The 15,084-nt window shown below is 51.4% G+C and carries 15 protein-coding genes; 9 read left to right on the top strand and 6 right to left on the bottom strand.

All coding sequences use genetic code 11. The annotated features are described in order from the left end of the window. Positions 1-38: 38 nt before the first annotated feature. Complete coding sequence (gene purN, locus ACF2G4_RS09525) at positions 39-677, bottom strand: phosphoribosylglycinamide formyltransferase (protein WP_215845887.1); 639 nt, start codon at positions 675-677, stop codon at positions 39-41. Next, on the bottom strand, positions 674-1,714 hold the full coding sequence (gene purM, locus ACF2G4_RS09520) for a phosphoribosylformylglycinamidine cyclo-ligase (protein WP_243077420.1): 1,041 nt from the start codon (positions 1,712-1,714) through the stop codon (positions 674-676). Before purM ends, purN begins: the two co-directional genes overlap by 4 nt. A gap of 229 nt (positions 1,715-1,943) precedes the next feature. Between purM and upp the strand changes: the two genes are divergently transcribed. From upp to hda, 3 genes are all read left to right on the top strand, one after another. Further along, positions 1,944-2,570: a uracil phosphoribosyltransferase gene (gene upp, locus ACF2G4_RS09515; protein ID WP_215845890.1), complete on the top strand. Its 627-nt coding sequence runs from the start codon at positions 1,944-1,946 to the stop codon at positions 2,568-2,570. A gap of 190 nt (positions 2,571-2,760) precedes the next feature. Then, positions 2,761-4,044 carry a uracil permease gene (gene uraA / locus ACF2G4_RS09510; protein ID WP_243077421.1) on the top strand — a complete coding sequence of 428 codons (1,284 nt, stop codon included), beginning with the start codon at positions 2,761-2,763 and terminating at the stop codon, positions 4,042-4,044. A 93-nt stretch (positions 4,045-4,137) separates the two neighbouring features. Continuing rightward, positions 4,138-4,839 carry a DnaA inactivator Hda gene (gene hda, locus ACF2G4_RS09505; RefSeq protein ID WP_243078467.1) on the top strand — a complete coding sequence of 234 codons (702 nt, stop codon included), beginning with the start codon at positions 4,138-4,140 and terminating at the stop codon, positions 4,837-4,839. A 10-nt stretch (positions 4,840-4,849) separates the two neighbouring features. Here the strand turns inward: hda and arsC are convergent, their stop codons facing one another. Beyond that, positions 4,850-5,197: an arsenate reductase (glutaredoxin) gene (gene arsC / locus ACF2G4_RS09500; RefSeq protein WP_409074730.1), complete on the bottom strand. Its 348-nt coding sequence runs from the start codon at positions 5,195-5,197 to the stop codon at positions 4,850-4,852. Positions 5,198-5,202: 5 nt separating this feature from the next. Further along, positions 5,203-6,666, bottom strand: a complete 1,464-nt coding sequence (locus ACF2G4_RS09495) for a M48 family metallopeptidase (protein ID WP_215845894.1) — start codon at positions 6,664-6,666, stop codon at positions 5,203-5,205. Between the two features lie 754 nt (positions 6,667-7,420). Between ACF2G4_RS09495 and ACF2G4_RS09490 the strand changes: the two genes are divergently transcribed. The 4 genes from ACF2G4_RS09490 to ACF2G4_RS09475 all read left to right on the top strand — a co-directional run bounded on the left by ACF2G4_RS09490 (position 7,421) and on the right by ACF2G4_RS09475 (position 11,662). Further along, entirely contained in the window at positions 7,421-8,026 is a 606-nt protein-coding gene (locus ACF2G4_RS09490) for a DsrE family protein (RefSeq protein ID WP_215845896.1), read from the top strand. Between the two features lie 20 nt (positions 8,027-8,046). After that, positions 8,047-8,655: a DsrE family protein gene (locus tag ACF2G4_RS09485; protein ID WP_215845898.1), complete on the top strand. Its 609-nt coding sequence runs from the start codon at positions 8,047-8,049 to the stop codon at positions 8,653-8,655. A gap of 274 nt (positions 8,656-8,929) precedes the next feature. Next, positions 8,930-10,528: a sensor domain-containing diguanylate cyclase gene (locus tag ACF2G4_RS09480; protein ID WP_409074729.1), complete on the top strand. Its 1,599-nt coding sequence runs from the start codon at positions 8,930-8,932 to the stop codon at positions 10,526-10,528. Positions 10,529-10,594: 66 nt separating this feature from the next. Then, positions 10,595-11,662 (top strand): AI-2E family transporter, encoded by a 1,068-nt coding sequence (locus ACF2G4_RS09475; protein WP_215845899.1) that lies wholly within the window; start codon positions 10,595-10,597, stop codon positions 11,660-11,662. 42 nt (positions 11,663-11,704) lie between these two features. On the opposite strand, the gene bcp is transcribed toward ACF2G4_RS09475, so the two are convergent. Then, positions 11,705-12,172, bottom strand: a complete 468-nt coding sequence (gene bcp, locus ACF2G4_RS09470) for a thioredoxin-dependent thiol peroxidase (protein ID WP_215845901.1) — start codon at positions 12,170-12,172, stop codon at positions 11,705-11,707. A 157-nt stretch (positions 12,173-12,329) separates the two neighbouring features. Beyond that, on the bottom strand, positions 12,330-12,911 hold the full coding sequence (locus ACF2G4_RS09465; protein WP_215845903.1) for a glycine cleavage system transcriptional repressor: 582 nt from the start codon (positions 12,909-12,911) through the stop codon (positions 12,330-12,332). 143 nt (positions 12,912-13,054) lie between these two features. Between ACF2G4_RS09465 and dapA the strand changes: the two genes are divergently transcribed. Beyond that, the gene (gene dapA / locus ACF2G4_RS09460; RefSeq protein WP_215845905.1) at positions 13,055-13,933 is read left to right on the top strand and encodes a 4-hydroxy-tetrahydrodipicolinate synthase; all 879 of its coding nucleotides are present in this window, start codon (positions 13,055-13,057) and stop codon (positions 13,931-13,933) included. A 14-nt stretch (positions 13,934-13,947) separates the two neighbouring features. Then, positions 13,948-14,979 (top strand): outer membrane protein assembly factor BamC, encoded by a 1,032-nt coding sequence (gene bamC / locus ACF2G4_RS09455; protein ID WP_215845907.1) that lies wholly within the window; start codon positions 13,948-13,950, stop codon positions 14,977-14,979. Positions 14,980-15,084: the final 105 nt, after the last annotated feature.

The following is a 15,084-nucleotide window of genomic DNA, read 5'->3' as shown; positions in this document are numbered from 1 at the left end:
GAAACCAAAAGGAGAAGCCTGGGCTTCTCCTTGGAAAATCATTCGTGGGCGTGCCCTTGTGGCGGAAGCTGTTCGCCATCCAGCCAGGCTTTTCCGTCGCGCATCGTCAATCGTCCTTCGATAAACCAGTTAATCACCAGCGGATAAATGGCGTGTTCCTGATGCTGAACGCGTTGCGTAATCTCTTGCTCACTGTCTTCAGCAAACACCGGCACTTTGGCTTGCAAAATAACCGGGCCGCCATCCAGTTCATCAGTAACGAAATGCACTGACGTACCGTGCTCGGCATCACCATTTTCCAGCGCCTGACGATGCGTATGCAGGCCGGGATATTTCGGCAGAAGGGAAGGGTGAATGTTCAGCAGGCGATCGTGATAACGCGCCACAAAAGCGCTGCTTAAAATACGCATGTAGCCGGCTAACACCACCAGATCGGGTGCGTAAGCATCGATCTCTGTCATCAGCTGGCGATCAAAAGCTTCACGATCGGCGAAGTCGCTGGCGGCTAACGCATGTGTCGGCACGCCGGCTTCTTTAGCCCGTACTAAACCAAAGGCAGAGGCTTTGTTGCTGAACACGGCAGCGACACTGCCGTGAACACGCCCGCTTGCGCAGGCGTCAAGGAGGGACTGAAGATTACTTCCGTTACCGGAAATCAGCACAACCAGTTTTTTCATCCGTTAATAACCACACGCTCTTCAGAGTCAGAGGCGTTAATCACACCGATTTTCCACGCTTTCTCACCGGCTGCGCTCATCAGTTCAACCGCTTTGTCAGCATCAGCTGGGCTCAGCGCAATCAGCATGCCCACACCGCAGTTAAAGGTGCGGTACATTTCGTGACGGCTAACGTTACCCGCCTGCTGCATCCAGGTGAACACAGAAGGCCACTGCCAGCTCTTCTCGTCAATCACCGCTTGCGTATTGTCAGGCAACACGCGAGGAATGTTTTCCCAGAAGCCGCCACCGGTCAGGTGACAGATAGCATGCACGTCAATCTGCTCGATCAGGCTGAGGATATTTTTCACGTAGATGCGGGTCGGTTCGAGCAGGTGGTCAGCCAGCGGTTTGCCATCCAGCTGTTCAACCAGCGGATCGGTGTTGCTGACTTCAAGAATCTTGCGCACCAGCGAGTAACCATTGGAGTGCGGACCGCTAGAGCCCAGCGCAACCAGCACATCGCCATCTTGCACTTTGCTGCCGTCAATTATTTCGGACTTCTCAACCACGCCGACGCAGAAACCCGCAACGTCGTAGTCTTCTCCGTGATACATGCCTGGCATTTCAGCGGTTTCACCGCCAACCAGCGCACAACCCGATTGCAGACAGCCTTCGGCGATACCGGTGATCACGGCAGATGCGGTTTCCACATCCAGCTTGCCGGTCGCGTAGTAATCCAGGAAGAACAGCGGCTCAGCGCCTTGCACAATCAGATCATTAACGCACATTGCAACCAGATCAATGCCGATAGCATCGTGGCGCTTGAGATCCATCGCCAGACGCAGCTTGGTACCTACGCCATCGGTGCCGGAGACCAGCACGGGTTCACGGTATTTTTGCGGCAGCGCACAAAGCGCACCGAAACCGCCCAATCCACCCATTACTTCCGGGCGACGAGTCTTTTTCACTACGCCTTTAATACGGTCAACCAGAGCGTTACCAGCATCAATATCAACACCGGCGTCTTTATAGCTGAGAGAGGTCTTGTCGGTCACTGCGAGGTCCCCACGCGAGTTGCGGTTGGTGGTTAAAATAAAGCGCGGCAATTCTAACAGCGCAGGCAAACGTTTGCGAGTCTCAGATTGCGCGCCATGCGATTTTAATCAATCCTTATTTTATTGCGGTAAAACTTTCCTCTTTGCGCAAGGGCATATGGCGCAAACAAGAAAAGGCGGTATAATCCCGCGATTTTTTTTTAGCTCAACTCATTCCGGGAGAACACCAATGAAGATCGTGGAAGTCAAACACCCGCTGGTCAAACATAAACTGGGCTTGATGCGTGAGCACGATATCAGCACGAAGCGTTTCCGCGAGTTGGCCTCGGAAGTAGGCAGCTTGCTGACCTACGAAGCCACCGCAGATTTGGAAACCGAAAGCGTGACCATTGAGGGCTGGAATGGCCCGGTGCAAGTCGATCAAATCAAAGGTAAAAAAATTACCGTAGTGCCAATTCTGCGTGCCGGCCTCGGTATGATGGAAGGCGTGCTAGAGCATGTTCCGAGCGCGCGTATCAGCGTAGTGGGTGTCTACCGTGATGAAGAGACGCTGGAGCCAGTGCCGTATTTCCAGAAGCTGGTTTCTAATATTGAAGAGCGTCTGGCACTGGTGGTTGATCCCATGCTCGCCACCGGCGGTTCGATGATTGCCACCATCGACCTGTTAAAGAAAGCGGGCTGTAGCAGCATCAAGGTGTTGGTCTTGGTCGCCGCACCAGAAGGGATTGCCGCACTGGAAAAAGCGCATCCTGATGTTGAGCTGTACACCGCGTCTATCGATCAGGGATTAAACGAAAAGGGATATATCATTCCTGGACTCGGCGATGCCGGAGACAAGATTTTCGGAACCAAATAAAGAAAGCAGCCGGCGAGAGAGTCGGCTTTTTTTTGGCAAAAATAAAACAACATCATCTCCAAATATCTCGCGCTGCAGCAAGGCGGCAAACGATCTCAAACCGTTGAGCTTACTTAAGTAAGTGGGTCGGGTGAGCGAGAGCAGCCATCGCAACGGCAATGCGCGGTATACAGGAGACAGGGGATTACTGATGACACGTCGCGCCATTGGCGTTAGCGAACGACCGCCGCTACTGCAAACTATTCCACTCAGCCTGCAACATCTGTTCGCCATGTTTGGCGCAACGGTTTTGGTGCCTATTTTGTTTCACATCAACCCGGCTACGGTGTTGCTGTTCAATGGTATTGGCACGCTGATTTATCTGTTCATCTGTAAAGGTAAAATCCCCGCCTATTTAGGATCGAGCTTTGCTTTTATTTCACCGGTGCTGCTGCTGTTACCGTTGGGTTATGAAGTGGCGCTTGGCGGTTTTATTCTGTGTGGCCTGTTATTCTGCCTGGTGGCGTTGATCGTCAAAAAAGCAGGAACCGGCTGGCTCGATGTGATGTTTCCGCCCGCAGCCATGGGCGCTATTGTTGCGGTCATCGGCCTTGAGCTGGCGGGCGTAGCGGCGAATATGGCGGGATTGTTACCTGCTGAAGGCAGTTCGCCAGACAGCAAGACGGTAATCATCTCCTTGGTTACGCTGGCCGTCACGGTTTTTGGTTCGGTGCTGTTTCGCGGTTTTCTCGCCATTATCCCGATTCTGGTGGGTGTGCTGGTGGGCTACGCGCTCTCCTTTTTTATGGGCATTGTCGACTGGACCAGCGTTTACAACGCGCCATGGTTTGCGTTGCCGACCTTTTATACCCCACGATTCGAATGGGTGGCGATGCTGACAATTCTACCGGCTGCGCTGGTGGTCATTGCTGAGCACGTTGGGCATCTGGTGGTGACAGCGAATATCGTGAAAAAGGATTTGATCCGCGATCCCGGTTTACACCGTTCAATGTTCGCCAACGGTTTATCGACCATGATTTCCGGCTTCTTTGGTTCTACGCCTAACACTACTTATGGCGAAAACATCGGCGTGATGGCGATTACGCGTGTTTACAGCACATGGGTCATTGGCGGCGCAGCTATCTTTGCCATCTTGCTCTCATGCGTTGGCAAACTTGCGGCAGCGATTCAGGCAGTGCCAGTACCGGTAATGGGCGGCGTATCGTTACTGCTTTATGGTGTTATCGGTGCTTCAGGTATCCGCGTGTTGATCGAATCCAAAGTGGATTACAACAAAGCGCAAAACTTGATCCTCACCTCGGTGATTCTGATCATTGGCGTGAGCGGCGCGAAAGTGCACATCGGCGCGGCTGAGTTGAAAGGCATGGCATTAGCGACGCTGGTTGGTGTTGGGCTGGCGTTGATTTTCCGCGTCATCTCACTACTGCGACCGGAAGAAGTGGTGCTGGACGCCGAAGAAAAAAGCGGCCATTAAGACCAAAGCGGGGCAGGGAAGCCTCATTCATCTCTTTTTAAAAACTGTGGTAGACTTCCCCGGTTTTTAGCTTGTTCGCTTGCTGAGGTGCTTCTGAACACGCCGGCACAATTATCATTGCCACTTTATTTACCTGACGACGAAACCTTTGCCAGCTTCTGGCCAGGGGAAAACCCGTCGCTGATTGCTGCGTTAAAGGGTGCTCTCACTCAACATCATGGCAGCTATCTCTATTTCTGGTCACGCGAAGGCGGAGGACGCAGTCATTTGCTGCACGCCGCGTGCGCTGAAATGTCTGCGCGTGGTGAAGCGGTTGGCTACGTTCCGCTGGATAAACGCACCTGGTTTGTACCGGAAGTCTTAGACGGCATGGAACAGTTGGCGCTGGTCTGTATCGATAATATTGAATGCATTGCAGGTGAAGCTGAATGGGAAATGGCGATCTTTGATCTCTATAACCGCATTCTGGAAACCGGTAATACGCGTTTATTGATCACCGGCGATCGCCCACCGCGACAACTCAATCTACATTTACCCGATCTGGCTTCGCGCCTCGATTGGGGACAAATCTACCGTTTACAGCCGCTTTCTGATGAAGACAAGCTGCAAGCGCTGCAATTGCGCGCCGGTTTGCGTGGATTCGAACTGCCGGAAGATGTGGGACGCTTCCTGCTCAAGCGTCTCGATCGTGAAATGCGAACGCTGTTTGAAACGCTGGATCGGCTTGATCGCGCCTCCATCAGTGCACAGCGCAAGCTGACCATTCCTTTCGTTAAAGAGACGCTCGGCCTTTAACACTCCGTTTTTAAAGAATGTCGAGCACCGCTTCCGGTGGTCGACCCAGCCGCGCCTGCTCGCCGTTGATCACAATTGGCCGCTCAAGAAGCCTGGGATTCGCCACCAGCGCGTTAATTAACTCACTTTCACTTTTGTCAGCCTCACCGAGCGCCAGCGCTTTATAGAGATCTTCTTTATTGCGCATGAGCTGCCGTGCGCTGTTCATACCGAGCTTTTTCAACAAAATTTGCAGTATTTCACGATCCGGTGGGGTCTCCAGATAAAGCACCACTTCCGGTTCAATGCCGCGTGCTGTGAGCAGTGCCAGCGTTTCGCGGCTCTTGCTGCAGCGCGGGTTGTGATAAATGGTCACCATTATCGTTATCCTTTTTGATACTGCTTAAAGCGTTGTTGCAGCTGACGTAACTGGTCAATGCGCGCATCATAACGCGCTTGCTGCAGACTACCGAGTGGAACCTGGGTGCTGGCACGGCTCAACGCAGAAATGGCTTGATCGAGCTGGCCGTTAAGCGCCAGACTTTCCGCTCGCGCCGAAAGTTCTTCATCATTCAAACCCTGTTGTGCAGAGGCCTGCGCCAGCAAATCCCAGCCATTGGGATCATCTTTATTCGCCCAGGTATAGCGATTCAGGATGCGGCTGGCATTGGCGGGTTGTTTGGCTTCGACGTAGGCATTGGCTAGGTTGAGCTGTACCACCGGACTGTTTTTCGCGCCGCTTGCCCCGTTGAGTAAGGCTATCGCCTGCTGCGGCTGATTCAGCCCAATTTCGATATCTGACATGATATCGAGAAACCAGACGTTATTCGGCTGCTTCGCCAGCAAGGGCGCGATGATCTTTTTCGCATCGCCATAACTTTTAGCCTGTAAAAATTGTACCGCTTTCCCATATTGCGAGGCCATTTGTTCGCGTGCGTTGCCATTAGCATATTGGCTGAGCAGTTCGTCGGTCAGCTGATTGCGCCCCGTGGCATACATTCCCAGCGCACGTACCTTGGCCATATAAAAGTCTTCGGTAGATTGCACGACGACCGGACGCATCTGATTAGCTCGGTTGCGTGCATCGGCGAGACGGCTATCGGGCAGCGGGTGTGTCAATAAAATTTCGGGCGGTTTGGAGGAGAAACGCGTCTGATCGGCGAGCTTTTGCAGAAAATTAGGCATCGCCTGGGGATCGAATCCGGCGCGTTGTAAAACCTGAATACCAATGCGATCGGCTTCCTGCTCATTGCCCTGAGTAAAACTGATAATCCCTTGTTGCGTGCCTGCTAGCGTACCGGTCAGCGCCGCCATTCCGGCTTGCGGGTTCGCCATTGCTAACAGAATCGATCCCAGCGCACCAACCCAGGTTAGCGGCGCATTGCGTTTTTGATCTTCCATGGCTCGCGCCAGATGGCGCTGGGTGACGTGGGATATTTCATGCGCGACCACCGAAGCCAGCTGGCTCTCGTTGTCGGTATAGCGAAACAGCGCTGAATGCAGCACCACGTTACCGCCGAAAAAGGCGAAGGCGTTGAGTTCATCATTTTGAATCAGGAAAAAGTGAAACGGCGTTTTTACCGAATCTGCATGTGCGACCAGCCGCTGACCGAGCTGATTAATATATTGGTTAAGCAAAGGATCATTGATCAGCGGTGCACTGGCTCGAAGCTGGCGCACGTAGAAGTCGCCCATCTGTAATTCTTGATTAATGGAAAGGGTCGATCCGGCAGTCGTGCCTATATCGGGCAACGAATCACTGACATCGGCACTGGCAGGTGCCAGGCTGGTCAGCATCAAAGTGGGAATGAGCGCGGCGAGCAGCGTTTTCTTTAACCGGTTCAACATGATGTAATCCTGTAGAGAAGCCCTGAGATTGGACAGGTGCGCAGCGGTAATGTTCTTTTTTTTAAGGGGGTAATCACGCTTCGCGCCTATCTTAACCACAGCCCGGTAAGAAAGAAATGTGGTTTTCTGCCAAAGCACGCGCTCCTTGTTAACCTAATGGGCTAAGTTGCAGCAAAAAATTGAATGTCTTGTTAAGGTCAACGAAAGTTAAACACTTGCCATATTGCGCAGCGCTATTCAGGAATACAGAGAATTATTGCGGTGTATTCTTATCGCTAATCAGCAAAAATGTTTAAATATCCGTTATTGCCCAAGAAACAGCGTCAGCTTCGAAATTACTTCGAATTAAAGTTATGTAAATTTACTCAAAAAAATTGAATGTGGCATGTTTTTTCCAGGTTTACTCTGAAAAAATAGCGCAAAAAGATAAAGAATTAACTGAGGTTGTATTGCTGTTTTTTATCGTGTACGTCAAGTTTCAAAATTATCAGGAATAATAATTGGTAGTATAAAAGCTAATTGATGGTCAATTTGTCTTTGCTTGCGTGGGAAATTAAGGGCCATGAATAAGACAAGCAAGGGTTGATGTACCATCCAGGAATTTGTTTAATTGTCGCTGATAATAATATTTAGTGGAAACTATAATTTGATTTTGCGCATTTCGTGAGGGCGCTCACTTTCATTGTGCTGTGATATAGATAAGCCCTATTCAAAAAATGAATCTGCAACGCGTTATTTGCATGAGAGGATATCTATGCGTTCAGCTGTATCTTACGCGCTGATTGCCATTATTGGTGGTGCTATTGGCGCGGGCGTTACGCAAAGTGGCGTAATTTATGAAAAGGTCATGCGGCATTTCACGGCACAACCCAGCGACCCTGAAGGTTTCTGGAGTACGCCAGCGGTAGAAGGTTACGGTAAAATACATTACGAAGCGGATGCAGCCTTTAAACCGGTCGCAGGATTGAGTAATAAAATCGTATTCCAAATTACGCGTAGCGATGGCGCAATGACCGACCCTAATTTAGGTCTGGAGCGCGTCGCACGCGTCGTTAATCTTTATATCGCCTCGGGTGTGCCCGCGGACCAGTTGAAGTTTGTGGTATCAGTAACGGGCGACGCAACGCCTGCCATGTTGGATAACGCGCATTTCAAACAGTTTTACGGCATTGATAATCCGAATATCAAACTGATCAATGAACTTAATAAAGTTGGCGTGAAGGTTTCCGTCTGTGATCAATCGGTGGCATTCCACCATTACCCTAATGACTGGATTGATAAATCAGTCGTCCATGCACTTTCCAGCCCAACCACGGTGTCAACTCTGCAGAATCAGGGTTATGCATGGCTACAAATGTAAAGTAAACAGGAGAGTAAGCGATGCGTCCAGCAGCGTATATTGTGGTGGCAGCGGTAGCCGGATTTATTGGTGGCAATGTTTTACAATTACCGGAATTAGTGGATAAGGTTAGCGGGAAATTTGCAGATAATAAATCTGAGCCTGCCGATTTTTGGAGCACACCGGCAATTGAGGGGTTTGGAAAAATACATTATGTTGACACGCCAGCTTTTAAACCTGGGTCAGTAGATGGTCTGAGTAATAAAATTGTTTTCCAGATCAACCGCAGCGAAGGCGATATTCGTCAGCCTAATCTCGGTCTGGAACGCGTAGCGCGCGTCACCAATCTTTATTACGCAGCGGGCGTGCCGCTCGATCAACTGAAATTTGTCGTCTCAATCAACAGCGATGCGGTTCCTGCGGCGTTGAGCAATGATCAATTCCGCAAAACCTACGGCGTAGATAACCCAAACCTCAAACTGATCAGCGAACTGAAAAAAGCCGGTGTTCAGGTATCAATTTGCGATCAATCTGTGGCTTTCCACAATTATCAGCGCGACTGGATTGACCCCATGGTGACGCATACAATTTCCAGCGGTACTACCGTTGCGACCCTGCAAAACAGTGGTTACGCTTTCTTGATGTTGTAATTTTCCTCTACAGCGGCGTCACTGCCGCTGTCATCCTTTCACGCTTTCCTCGCCTTATTTTCCCGCTTCTGACGTTTTGCCCTAAAAGAGCTTCAGGCAATTAGCACCAGTAAAATCCTTGCTTTCGGGCTGCGTCGTCCGGCTTAGACGTGCTCTTATTGGGTTTCAAGGTGTACACTGAAACCGTAAATGACCAGGGCACGCTGTAAACACTAACAAAAATAACAGAGTCGGGCAGATCAATAATGAATGATTTCACTGTGGCGGCAACGCCATGCTAATGCGACTACGTCCAAAAACGGACCTGCGCACGCTGATCGCGGTATTGGTTATCGCCAGCATTGTGGTGACCTTGACCAATGCCATGTACGCCACGTGGCGCGTGCAGCGTATGGTGTTGATCGACAGCACGCTGGAGGCGAATCGCGCTTATGCAGCAAAGCTGGCGTCGACGACTGAAATCTTTTTCCAACTGGCGCAGTCACAGCTGCATTACAGTGCGAAACAGCTCGGCAATGATTTCGATGATGTTAAATTGCTCACGACTGAGGTCGACCGGCTGCGTGAGCAAACCAGCAGCTTCAACTCGGTGGCGGTGGTAGACACAAATGGCATTGTTAAAGCGATCTCTCCCGAATCGCTAACGTTGAAAGGTATGCATCTCACCAGCGATGCCTCAAAAGAAGCGCTGGCTGTGCGCCAGCCTGTTATCAGTAAACCGACCCTTTCAGCCGCCAACAATCTGATCGTTTTTGTCTCCTGGCCGATATGGGATGGGGAAGGGCGCTATCTTGGCTATATTGGCGGCACCATTTATCTCAAAAAGAAAAGCATTCTGAACGCGCTGTTGGGCCAGCAATTTTATCGCGATGGCTCCAGCGTTTATGTTATCGACAGCAATAATCAGGTGCTTTATCACCAGAACAGCCAGCTGATTGGCAAAGTGCTGCCAGCCATTATTAGCGAGCACGAACGAGAAGAGAAACCCAACGGCTCGCTGCAGATTTCCAGCCGTGACGAAAAAACGCGGTTAGCGGGATATGCCATTGTGCCCACCACCGGTTGGATGGTTGTGACGTTCAAACCAATGGATGTCACATTGGAACCGCTTTCCGGCTTATTAATGAAGGTGCTCAAGCATTCCGTCCCCTTTGCGCTGTTAACGCTGCTGGTGGCGGTAATATTGGCGCGGCTGATTGCGCTGCCGCTGTGGCAGCTTGCTCGCAAAGCCAGCAAGATGGATGCGCAAAGCGTATCCACAGAAATCAGCGTTATTCGCGCCTGGTATTTTGAAGCGGCGCAGGTAAAACGCGCACTGTTAACCGGCATTGGCCTGGTGCAGGAGAAGATCGGGCGGCTTAACTCGGAAGCGCAAACCGATCCCCTTACCCAACTGTTTAATCGCCGCGGACTCAATGCGGTATTAGATTATTACCAAACGATGCGCCAACCTTTTGCGGTGCTGGCATTGGATATCGATCATTTCAAACGGGTTAACGATACGTGGGGTCACGATGTTGGCGACAACGTGATACAACAGGTCGCCCGCACATTAACTGCCAGCGCCCGGCAAACGGATGTAGTGTGCCGCAACGGTGGCGAAGAATTTTTGATGCTTCTGCCCGGCAGCGCCGCCGATGAAGCCAGCGTTCTGGCGGAACGCGTGCGTAAAAGCATAGCCAATGCCTGGATAGAAGAAGTGGGCAACATTACCCTTTCTATTGGCGTAGCGGCGTGGTGCGGGGAGGACGTTGCGCTTGAGGTCACGCTTAAGCAAGCCGATGCTGCGCTCTATCAGGCAAAACAAGCGGGCCGTAACTGCGTGTGCGTGTCAGGAAAAAGCGTATCGCTGTTAAGCCAGACGCCGCACTAAGCACCTTTTCAGGCCAGTAATATCCGGTACAATCGTCGTCCTTTATGACGTCATGGATAGAAAGGTATGCTGGCTTTATTGATTCAATGGTACAAACGCCGTTTCAGCGATCCGCAGGCTATTGCCCTGTTGGTGATCCTGCTGGCCGGTTTCTGCATCCTTTTCTTTCTCAGCGGATTACTCGCGCCACTGCTAGTCGCGCTAGTGTTGGCTTACTTGCTGGAGTGGCCAACCGCGCGTTTACAACGTGTTGGCTGCACTCGCAGCTGGGCCACGACGATTGTGCTGGTACTGTTTGCCGGTATCTTGCTGGTGCTGGTCTTGATTGTTGCCCCGGTCGCCTGGCAACAGGGCATCAACCTGACGCGTGATCTGCCCAATATGCTCAACAAACTTTATGTGTTTGCAGCGGGCTTGCCGAAGCGTTTTCCTGCACTGGTTGACGCAGGCATTATCGATCTGATCGTAGAGAATTTGCGTAGCCGCTTAAGCGGCGTTGGCGATTCGCTGGTCAAGTATTCCCTGGCCTCATTAGTGGGCTTGATGACGCTGATGATTTATTTGGTGCTGGTGCCACTGATGGTGTTTTTCCTGTTGAAAGACAAAGATCAGATGCTGAATGCGGTGCGACGCGTGCTGCCACGTAATCGCGGTTTAGCCGGTGTGGTGTGGCAAGAGATGAACCAGCAGATTACCAATTATATTCGCGGCAAAGTGCTGGAAATGGTGGTGGTGGGTATTGTCAGCTGGCTGGCATTTTTGTTTCTCGGCCTCAATTACGCCTTGTTGCTGGCGGTATTGGTGGGAATATCAGTATTAATTCCCTATATCGGCGCAATGTTAGTGACCATTCCGGTGATTGGCGTGGGGCTGTTTCAGTGGGGACTCGGCAGCGATTTCTGGACCATGTTCATTGTTTATTTAGTGATTCAGGCGCTGGATGGCAATATTTTGGTGCCAGTTCTGTTCTCGGAGGCGGTTAATCTGCATCCGCTGGTGATTATTCTTTCGGTAGTGATTTTCGGTGGAATGTGGGGTTTCTGGGGCGTGTTTTTTGCTATCCCACTCGCGACGTTAGTGAAGGCGGTGGTGCATGCCTGGCCCGATGATTTACTGGAGGAGCATAAACGGTAAGAAACGGGGCGCGGCAGCGATGATCGCCGCGCCCGCAGTACATCAGGCAGACTGAATGTAATCCAGTACGATGTCGTGGTGATTTGACGTTTTGAAGTCGTCGAACACTTTTTCGATTTTGCCATTCGCATCAACCAGAAAGCTGATGCGGTGAATGCCATCATAGGTTTTGCCCATGAAGGTTTTCTCACCCCAAATGCCAAATTGCTCACTTACCTGGTGATCTTCATCAGAGAGCAGCGTGAAGTTCAGCAACTCTTTCTCGATAAAGCGTGACAGCTTTTCCGGTTTGTCGGTGCTGATACCCAACACTTCCACACCCGCCATTTTCAACTTATCCATGTTGTCGCGCAGACCGCAGGCCTGAACGGTACAACCTGGCGTCATTGCCTTCGGGTAGAAGTAGACCAGAACGCGCTGTCCCTGGAAGTCGGTCAAATTTACTTGTTCGCCGTCCTGATCGGACAAGCTAAATTTCGGTGCAGTATCACCGGCTTTCAGTGGATTCATCACATCTCTCCATTTTTTAATCATGCTGTGGGTAATACACCATCTGACGAGAAACTGCCAAATGGAAATTACCATCAGGGGGTATTTCACCACATAGCTTTAGGCCGCTAAGCGACAGCAATGCGGAGAAATAGCTCCGGTTTAGCACGTGCACAGCTTAGCGCGTGGACGTCACCTGCTCGACACTTTCTACATCCGACATACTGTAAAGTCGCAGCGTGCCTTGGGCATTCAGCTCCTGACAAAGCGCGTTAAACGCCTGTTCAAATGGCGCACCTTCGGTTCGCGTTGGGCTGTGGGCAGTCATTTGAATATAGAGCGTTGGCGGCTGATTGTGTTGAGCGGGCGTAATGCGCGAAACCAATTCAGCAATATTCATCTGGTGTTTATCGATCAAATCGGTAAAGCGCTCGATGATATGTGGCGAGTCGGGCACTTCAACCTGTACCAGCGCAGTATCCGGCATCGGCGGACGCACCTTTGCGTTCGTGCGTTTCATCACAATCAGCAATTCCAGCTCCGCGCCTTTAAGCGGCAGAGTCGATTCAATCAGCGTGATGGCGTTCCAACTGCCCGAAAGCAGCATGATAAAAGTGAATTCATCCCCAAGCATGGCAAGACGGCTGTCTTCGATGTTGCAACCGCAGCTGCTGACATGGCGGGTAATCGTATTGACGATTCCCGGGCGGTCAACACCCAACGCAGTGATGACCAAATGGTGGGGCTGAGATTGCGGCAAAATGGGTTTTCCTATGCATTCGCTAATAACTATAAGGTAAACATAAAAAAAACTGCTGACAAGCGCCGGAATGGCGTGGCTTGCTTGCTTTTCACTAAGCGTAAAACGTACCATGAAGCACTTGTTTGTCGAGGGGATCGCCAATGTTTACGGGAAGTATTGTTGCACTCATCACGCCGATGGATGACAAAGGTAATGTCTGCCGTGCGAGTCTGAAAAAACTGATTGATTATCATGTCGCCAGCGGAACTGCGGCGATTGTTTCTGTAGGCACCACCGGTGAATCCGCCACGTTAAGTCATGACGAACATGGAGATGTGGTTCTGCAGACGCTTGACCTGGCTGATGGACGTATCCCGGTGATTGCCGGAACCGGGGCAAATGCCACCGCAGAAGGTATCTCTCTCACCAAACGCTTCGAAAATTCCGGCGTTGTCGGTTGCCTGACCGTCACGCCTTATTACAACCGTCCTACGCAGGAAGGGTTGTATCAACACTTTAAAGCTATCGCCGAAAGCACCAGCCTGCCGCAGATGTTGTATAACGTCCCTGCGCGAACGGGCTGCGACATGCTGCCGGAAACCGTGGCGCGCCTCGCTGAAATTAAAAATATTATCGGAATCAAAGAGGCGACCGGGAACTTATCGCGTGTTAGTCAGATCCAAGAGCTGGTTGATGATGAATTCATCCTGGTCAGCGGTGACGATGCGTCTGCACTGGACTTCATGCAACTGGGCGGCAAAGGCGTTATTTCCGTGACGGCGAACATCGCTGCGCGTGAAATGGTTGAACTTTGCACCCTGGCGCAGCAAGGCAACTTTGCTGAAGCACGCCATTTGAATCAACGTCTGATGCACCTGCATCAGACGCTTTTCTGTGAACCCAATCCGATTGCGGTGAAATGGGCTGCAAAACAGCTGGGATTAATCGCTAACGACACGCTGCGTCTGCCGATGACGCCACTGACAGCAGCAGGCCAGCCGAAGGTGGAGCAGGCGCTGGTTAAAGCGGGTTTGCGATAATTTAGGGAGAATGAATGAATTACTCAGTTAAGCGGTCAACAGTTGCCACAGTGGTGGGGCTTTCCACCCTGATGCTGTTGTCGGCATGTTCGAGCGATCAGCGTTATAAGCGTCAGGTCAGTGGGGATGAATCCTATCTGCAGGCCAGCGAATTGCACGAACTTAAAGCGCCAGCCGGGATGATTTTGCCGGTTCAGCGTGGTGACTACGACGTTCCACGCACGACCAGCAATGCGGCTGTTGGCAAACAGCTTGATATTCGTCCACCGGCACAGCCTTTGGCGTTGATGAACGGCACGCGTGCCCAGTTCAGCAGCAATACCGGCGCATTAATGATTGAAAACAGCCGTGGCTCGGTCTGGCCGCAAGTGGTTAACGTGGTGCAGTCTTACAAATTCCCGATTGCCTCACGTAACGATGCGGGTCAGGAGCTGAGCACTGATTGGGTACAGTGGAATCGTGCCGACGAAGACGAACAATATCGTGGCCGTTACCAGATCAGCGTTCAGTCACAAAGCTATCAGCAAGTGTTAACCGTGCGTCTGCTCGAACTGCAGCAGAACGGCAAAACCATCACTTCGCCAGTACAAGTCCAGCGTTATACCGCGCAGATGTTAAATGACATCAGCACCGGGTTGGACAAAATTGACACCGCCAGTGCCAATGCTGCCGCAGGTCGTGTCAATGGTGCCATCGATGTGCAAAGCGGCGCCGATGACACCGGTTTACCGATGCTGGTTCTGCGCACGCCATTCAATGTAGCCTGGCAGCGTCTGCCAGATGCGATGAAACGCGTCGGCATGGAGGTCACCGACAGCAATCGCTCACAAGGCAGCTTGAACGTGACTTACAAAGCGCCGGGCAGCAGTACGTGGGATGAAGTGGGTGCCAAAGATCCTGAACTGCCAAACGGTGATTACAAAGTGCAGGTCGGCGATCTCGACAACCGCAGCAGCCTGCAGTTTATCGATCCAAAAGGGCACGTGCTAACCCAGTCGCAAAACGATGCGTTGGTCGCGGTGTTCCAAGGCGCGCTAAACAAATAAATTGCTTTAGGCCGGAGATTCTCCGGCCTTTTTATTTTGTTTTTGGCATAATAGCGCGCGGCGAAGTAAACGATTGCGTAGGCGCAATCGCCGCAGCGGCTCAAG

This window comes from Pantoea phytostimulans, assembly GCF_046118715.1.
Lineage (GTDB): Bacteria > Pseudomonadota > Gammaproteobacteria > Enterobacterales > Enterobacteriaceae > Pantoea > Pantoea phytostimulans.
This window is presented reverse-complemented; position numbering and strand designations above follow the sequence as displayed.

What these genes read in the sequence shown, in the direction of transcription:
- purN (WP_215845887.1), bottom strand. Translation starts at nt 677, where the DNA reads ATGAAAAAACTGGTTGTGCTGATTTCCGGTAACGGAAGTAATCTTCAG.
- upp (WP_215845890.1), top strand. Translation starts at nt 1,944, where the DNA reads ATGAAGATCGTGGAAGTCAAACACCCGCTGGTCAAACATAAACTGGGC.
- uraA (WP_243077421.1), top strand. Translation starts at nt 2,761, where the DNA reads ATGACACGTCGCGCCATTGGCGTTAGCGAACGACCGCCGCTACTGCAA.
- arsC (WP_409074730.1), bottom strand. Translation starts at nt 5,197, where the DNA reads ATGGTGACCATTTATCACAACCCGCGCTGCAGCAAGAGCCGCGAAACG.
- ACF2G4_RS09495 (WP_215845894.1), bottom strand. Translation starts at nt 6,666, where the DNA reads ATGTTGAACCGGTTAAAGAAAACGCTGCTCGCCGCGCTCATTCCCACT.
- ACF2G4_RS09490 (WP_215845896.1), top strand. Translation starts at nt 7,421, where the DNA reads ATGCGTTCAGCTGTATCTTACGCGCTGATTGCCATTATTGGTGGTGCT.
- ACF2G4_RS09485 (WP_215845898.1), top strand. Translation starts at nt 8,047, where the DNA reads ATGCGTCCAGCAGCGTATATTGTGGTGGCAGCGGTAGCCGGATTTATT.
- ACF2G4_RS09480 (WP_409074729.1), top strand. Translation starts at nt 8,930, where the DNA reads ATGCTAATGCGACTACGTCCAAAAACGGACCTGCGCACGCTGATCGCG.
- ACF2G4_RS09475 (WP_215845899.1), top strand. Translation starts at nt 10,595, where the DNA reads ATGCTGGCTTTATTGATTCAATGGTACAAACGCCGTTTCAGCGATCCG.
- bcp (WP_215845901.1), bottom strand. Translation starts at nt 12,172, where the DNA reads ATGAATCCACTGAAAGCCGGTGATACTGCACCGAAATTTAGCTTGTCC.
- dapA (WP_215845905.1), top strand. Translation starts at nt 13,055, where the DNA reads ATGTTTACGGGAAGTATTGTTGCACTCATCACGCCGATGGATGACAAA.
- bamC (WP_215845907.1), top strand. Translation starts at nt 13,948, where the DNA reads ATGAATTACTCAGTTAAGCGGTCAACAGTTGCCACAGTGGTGGGGCTT.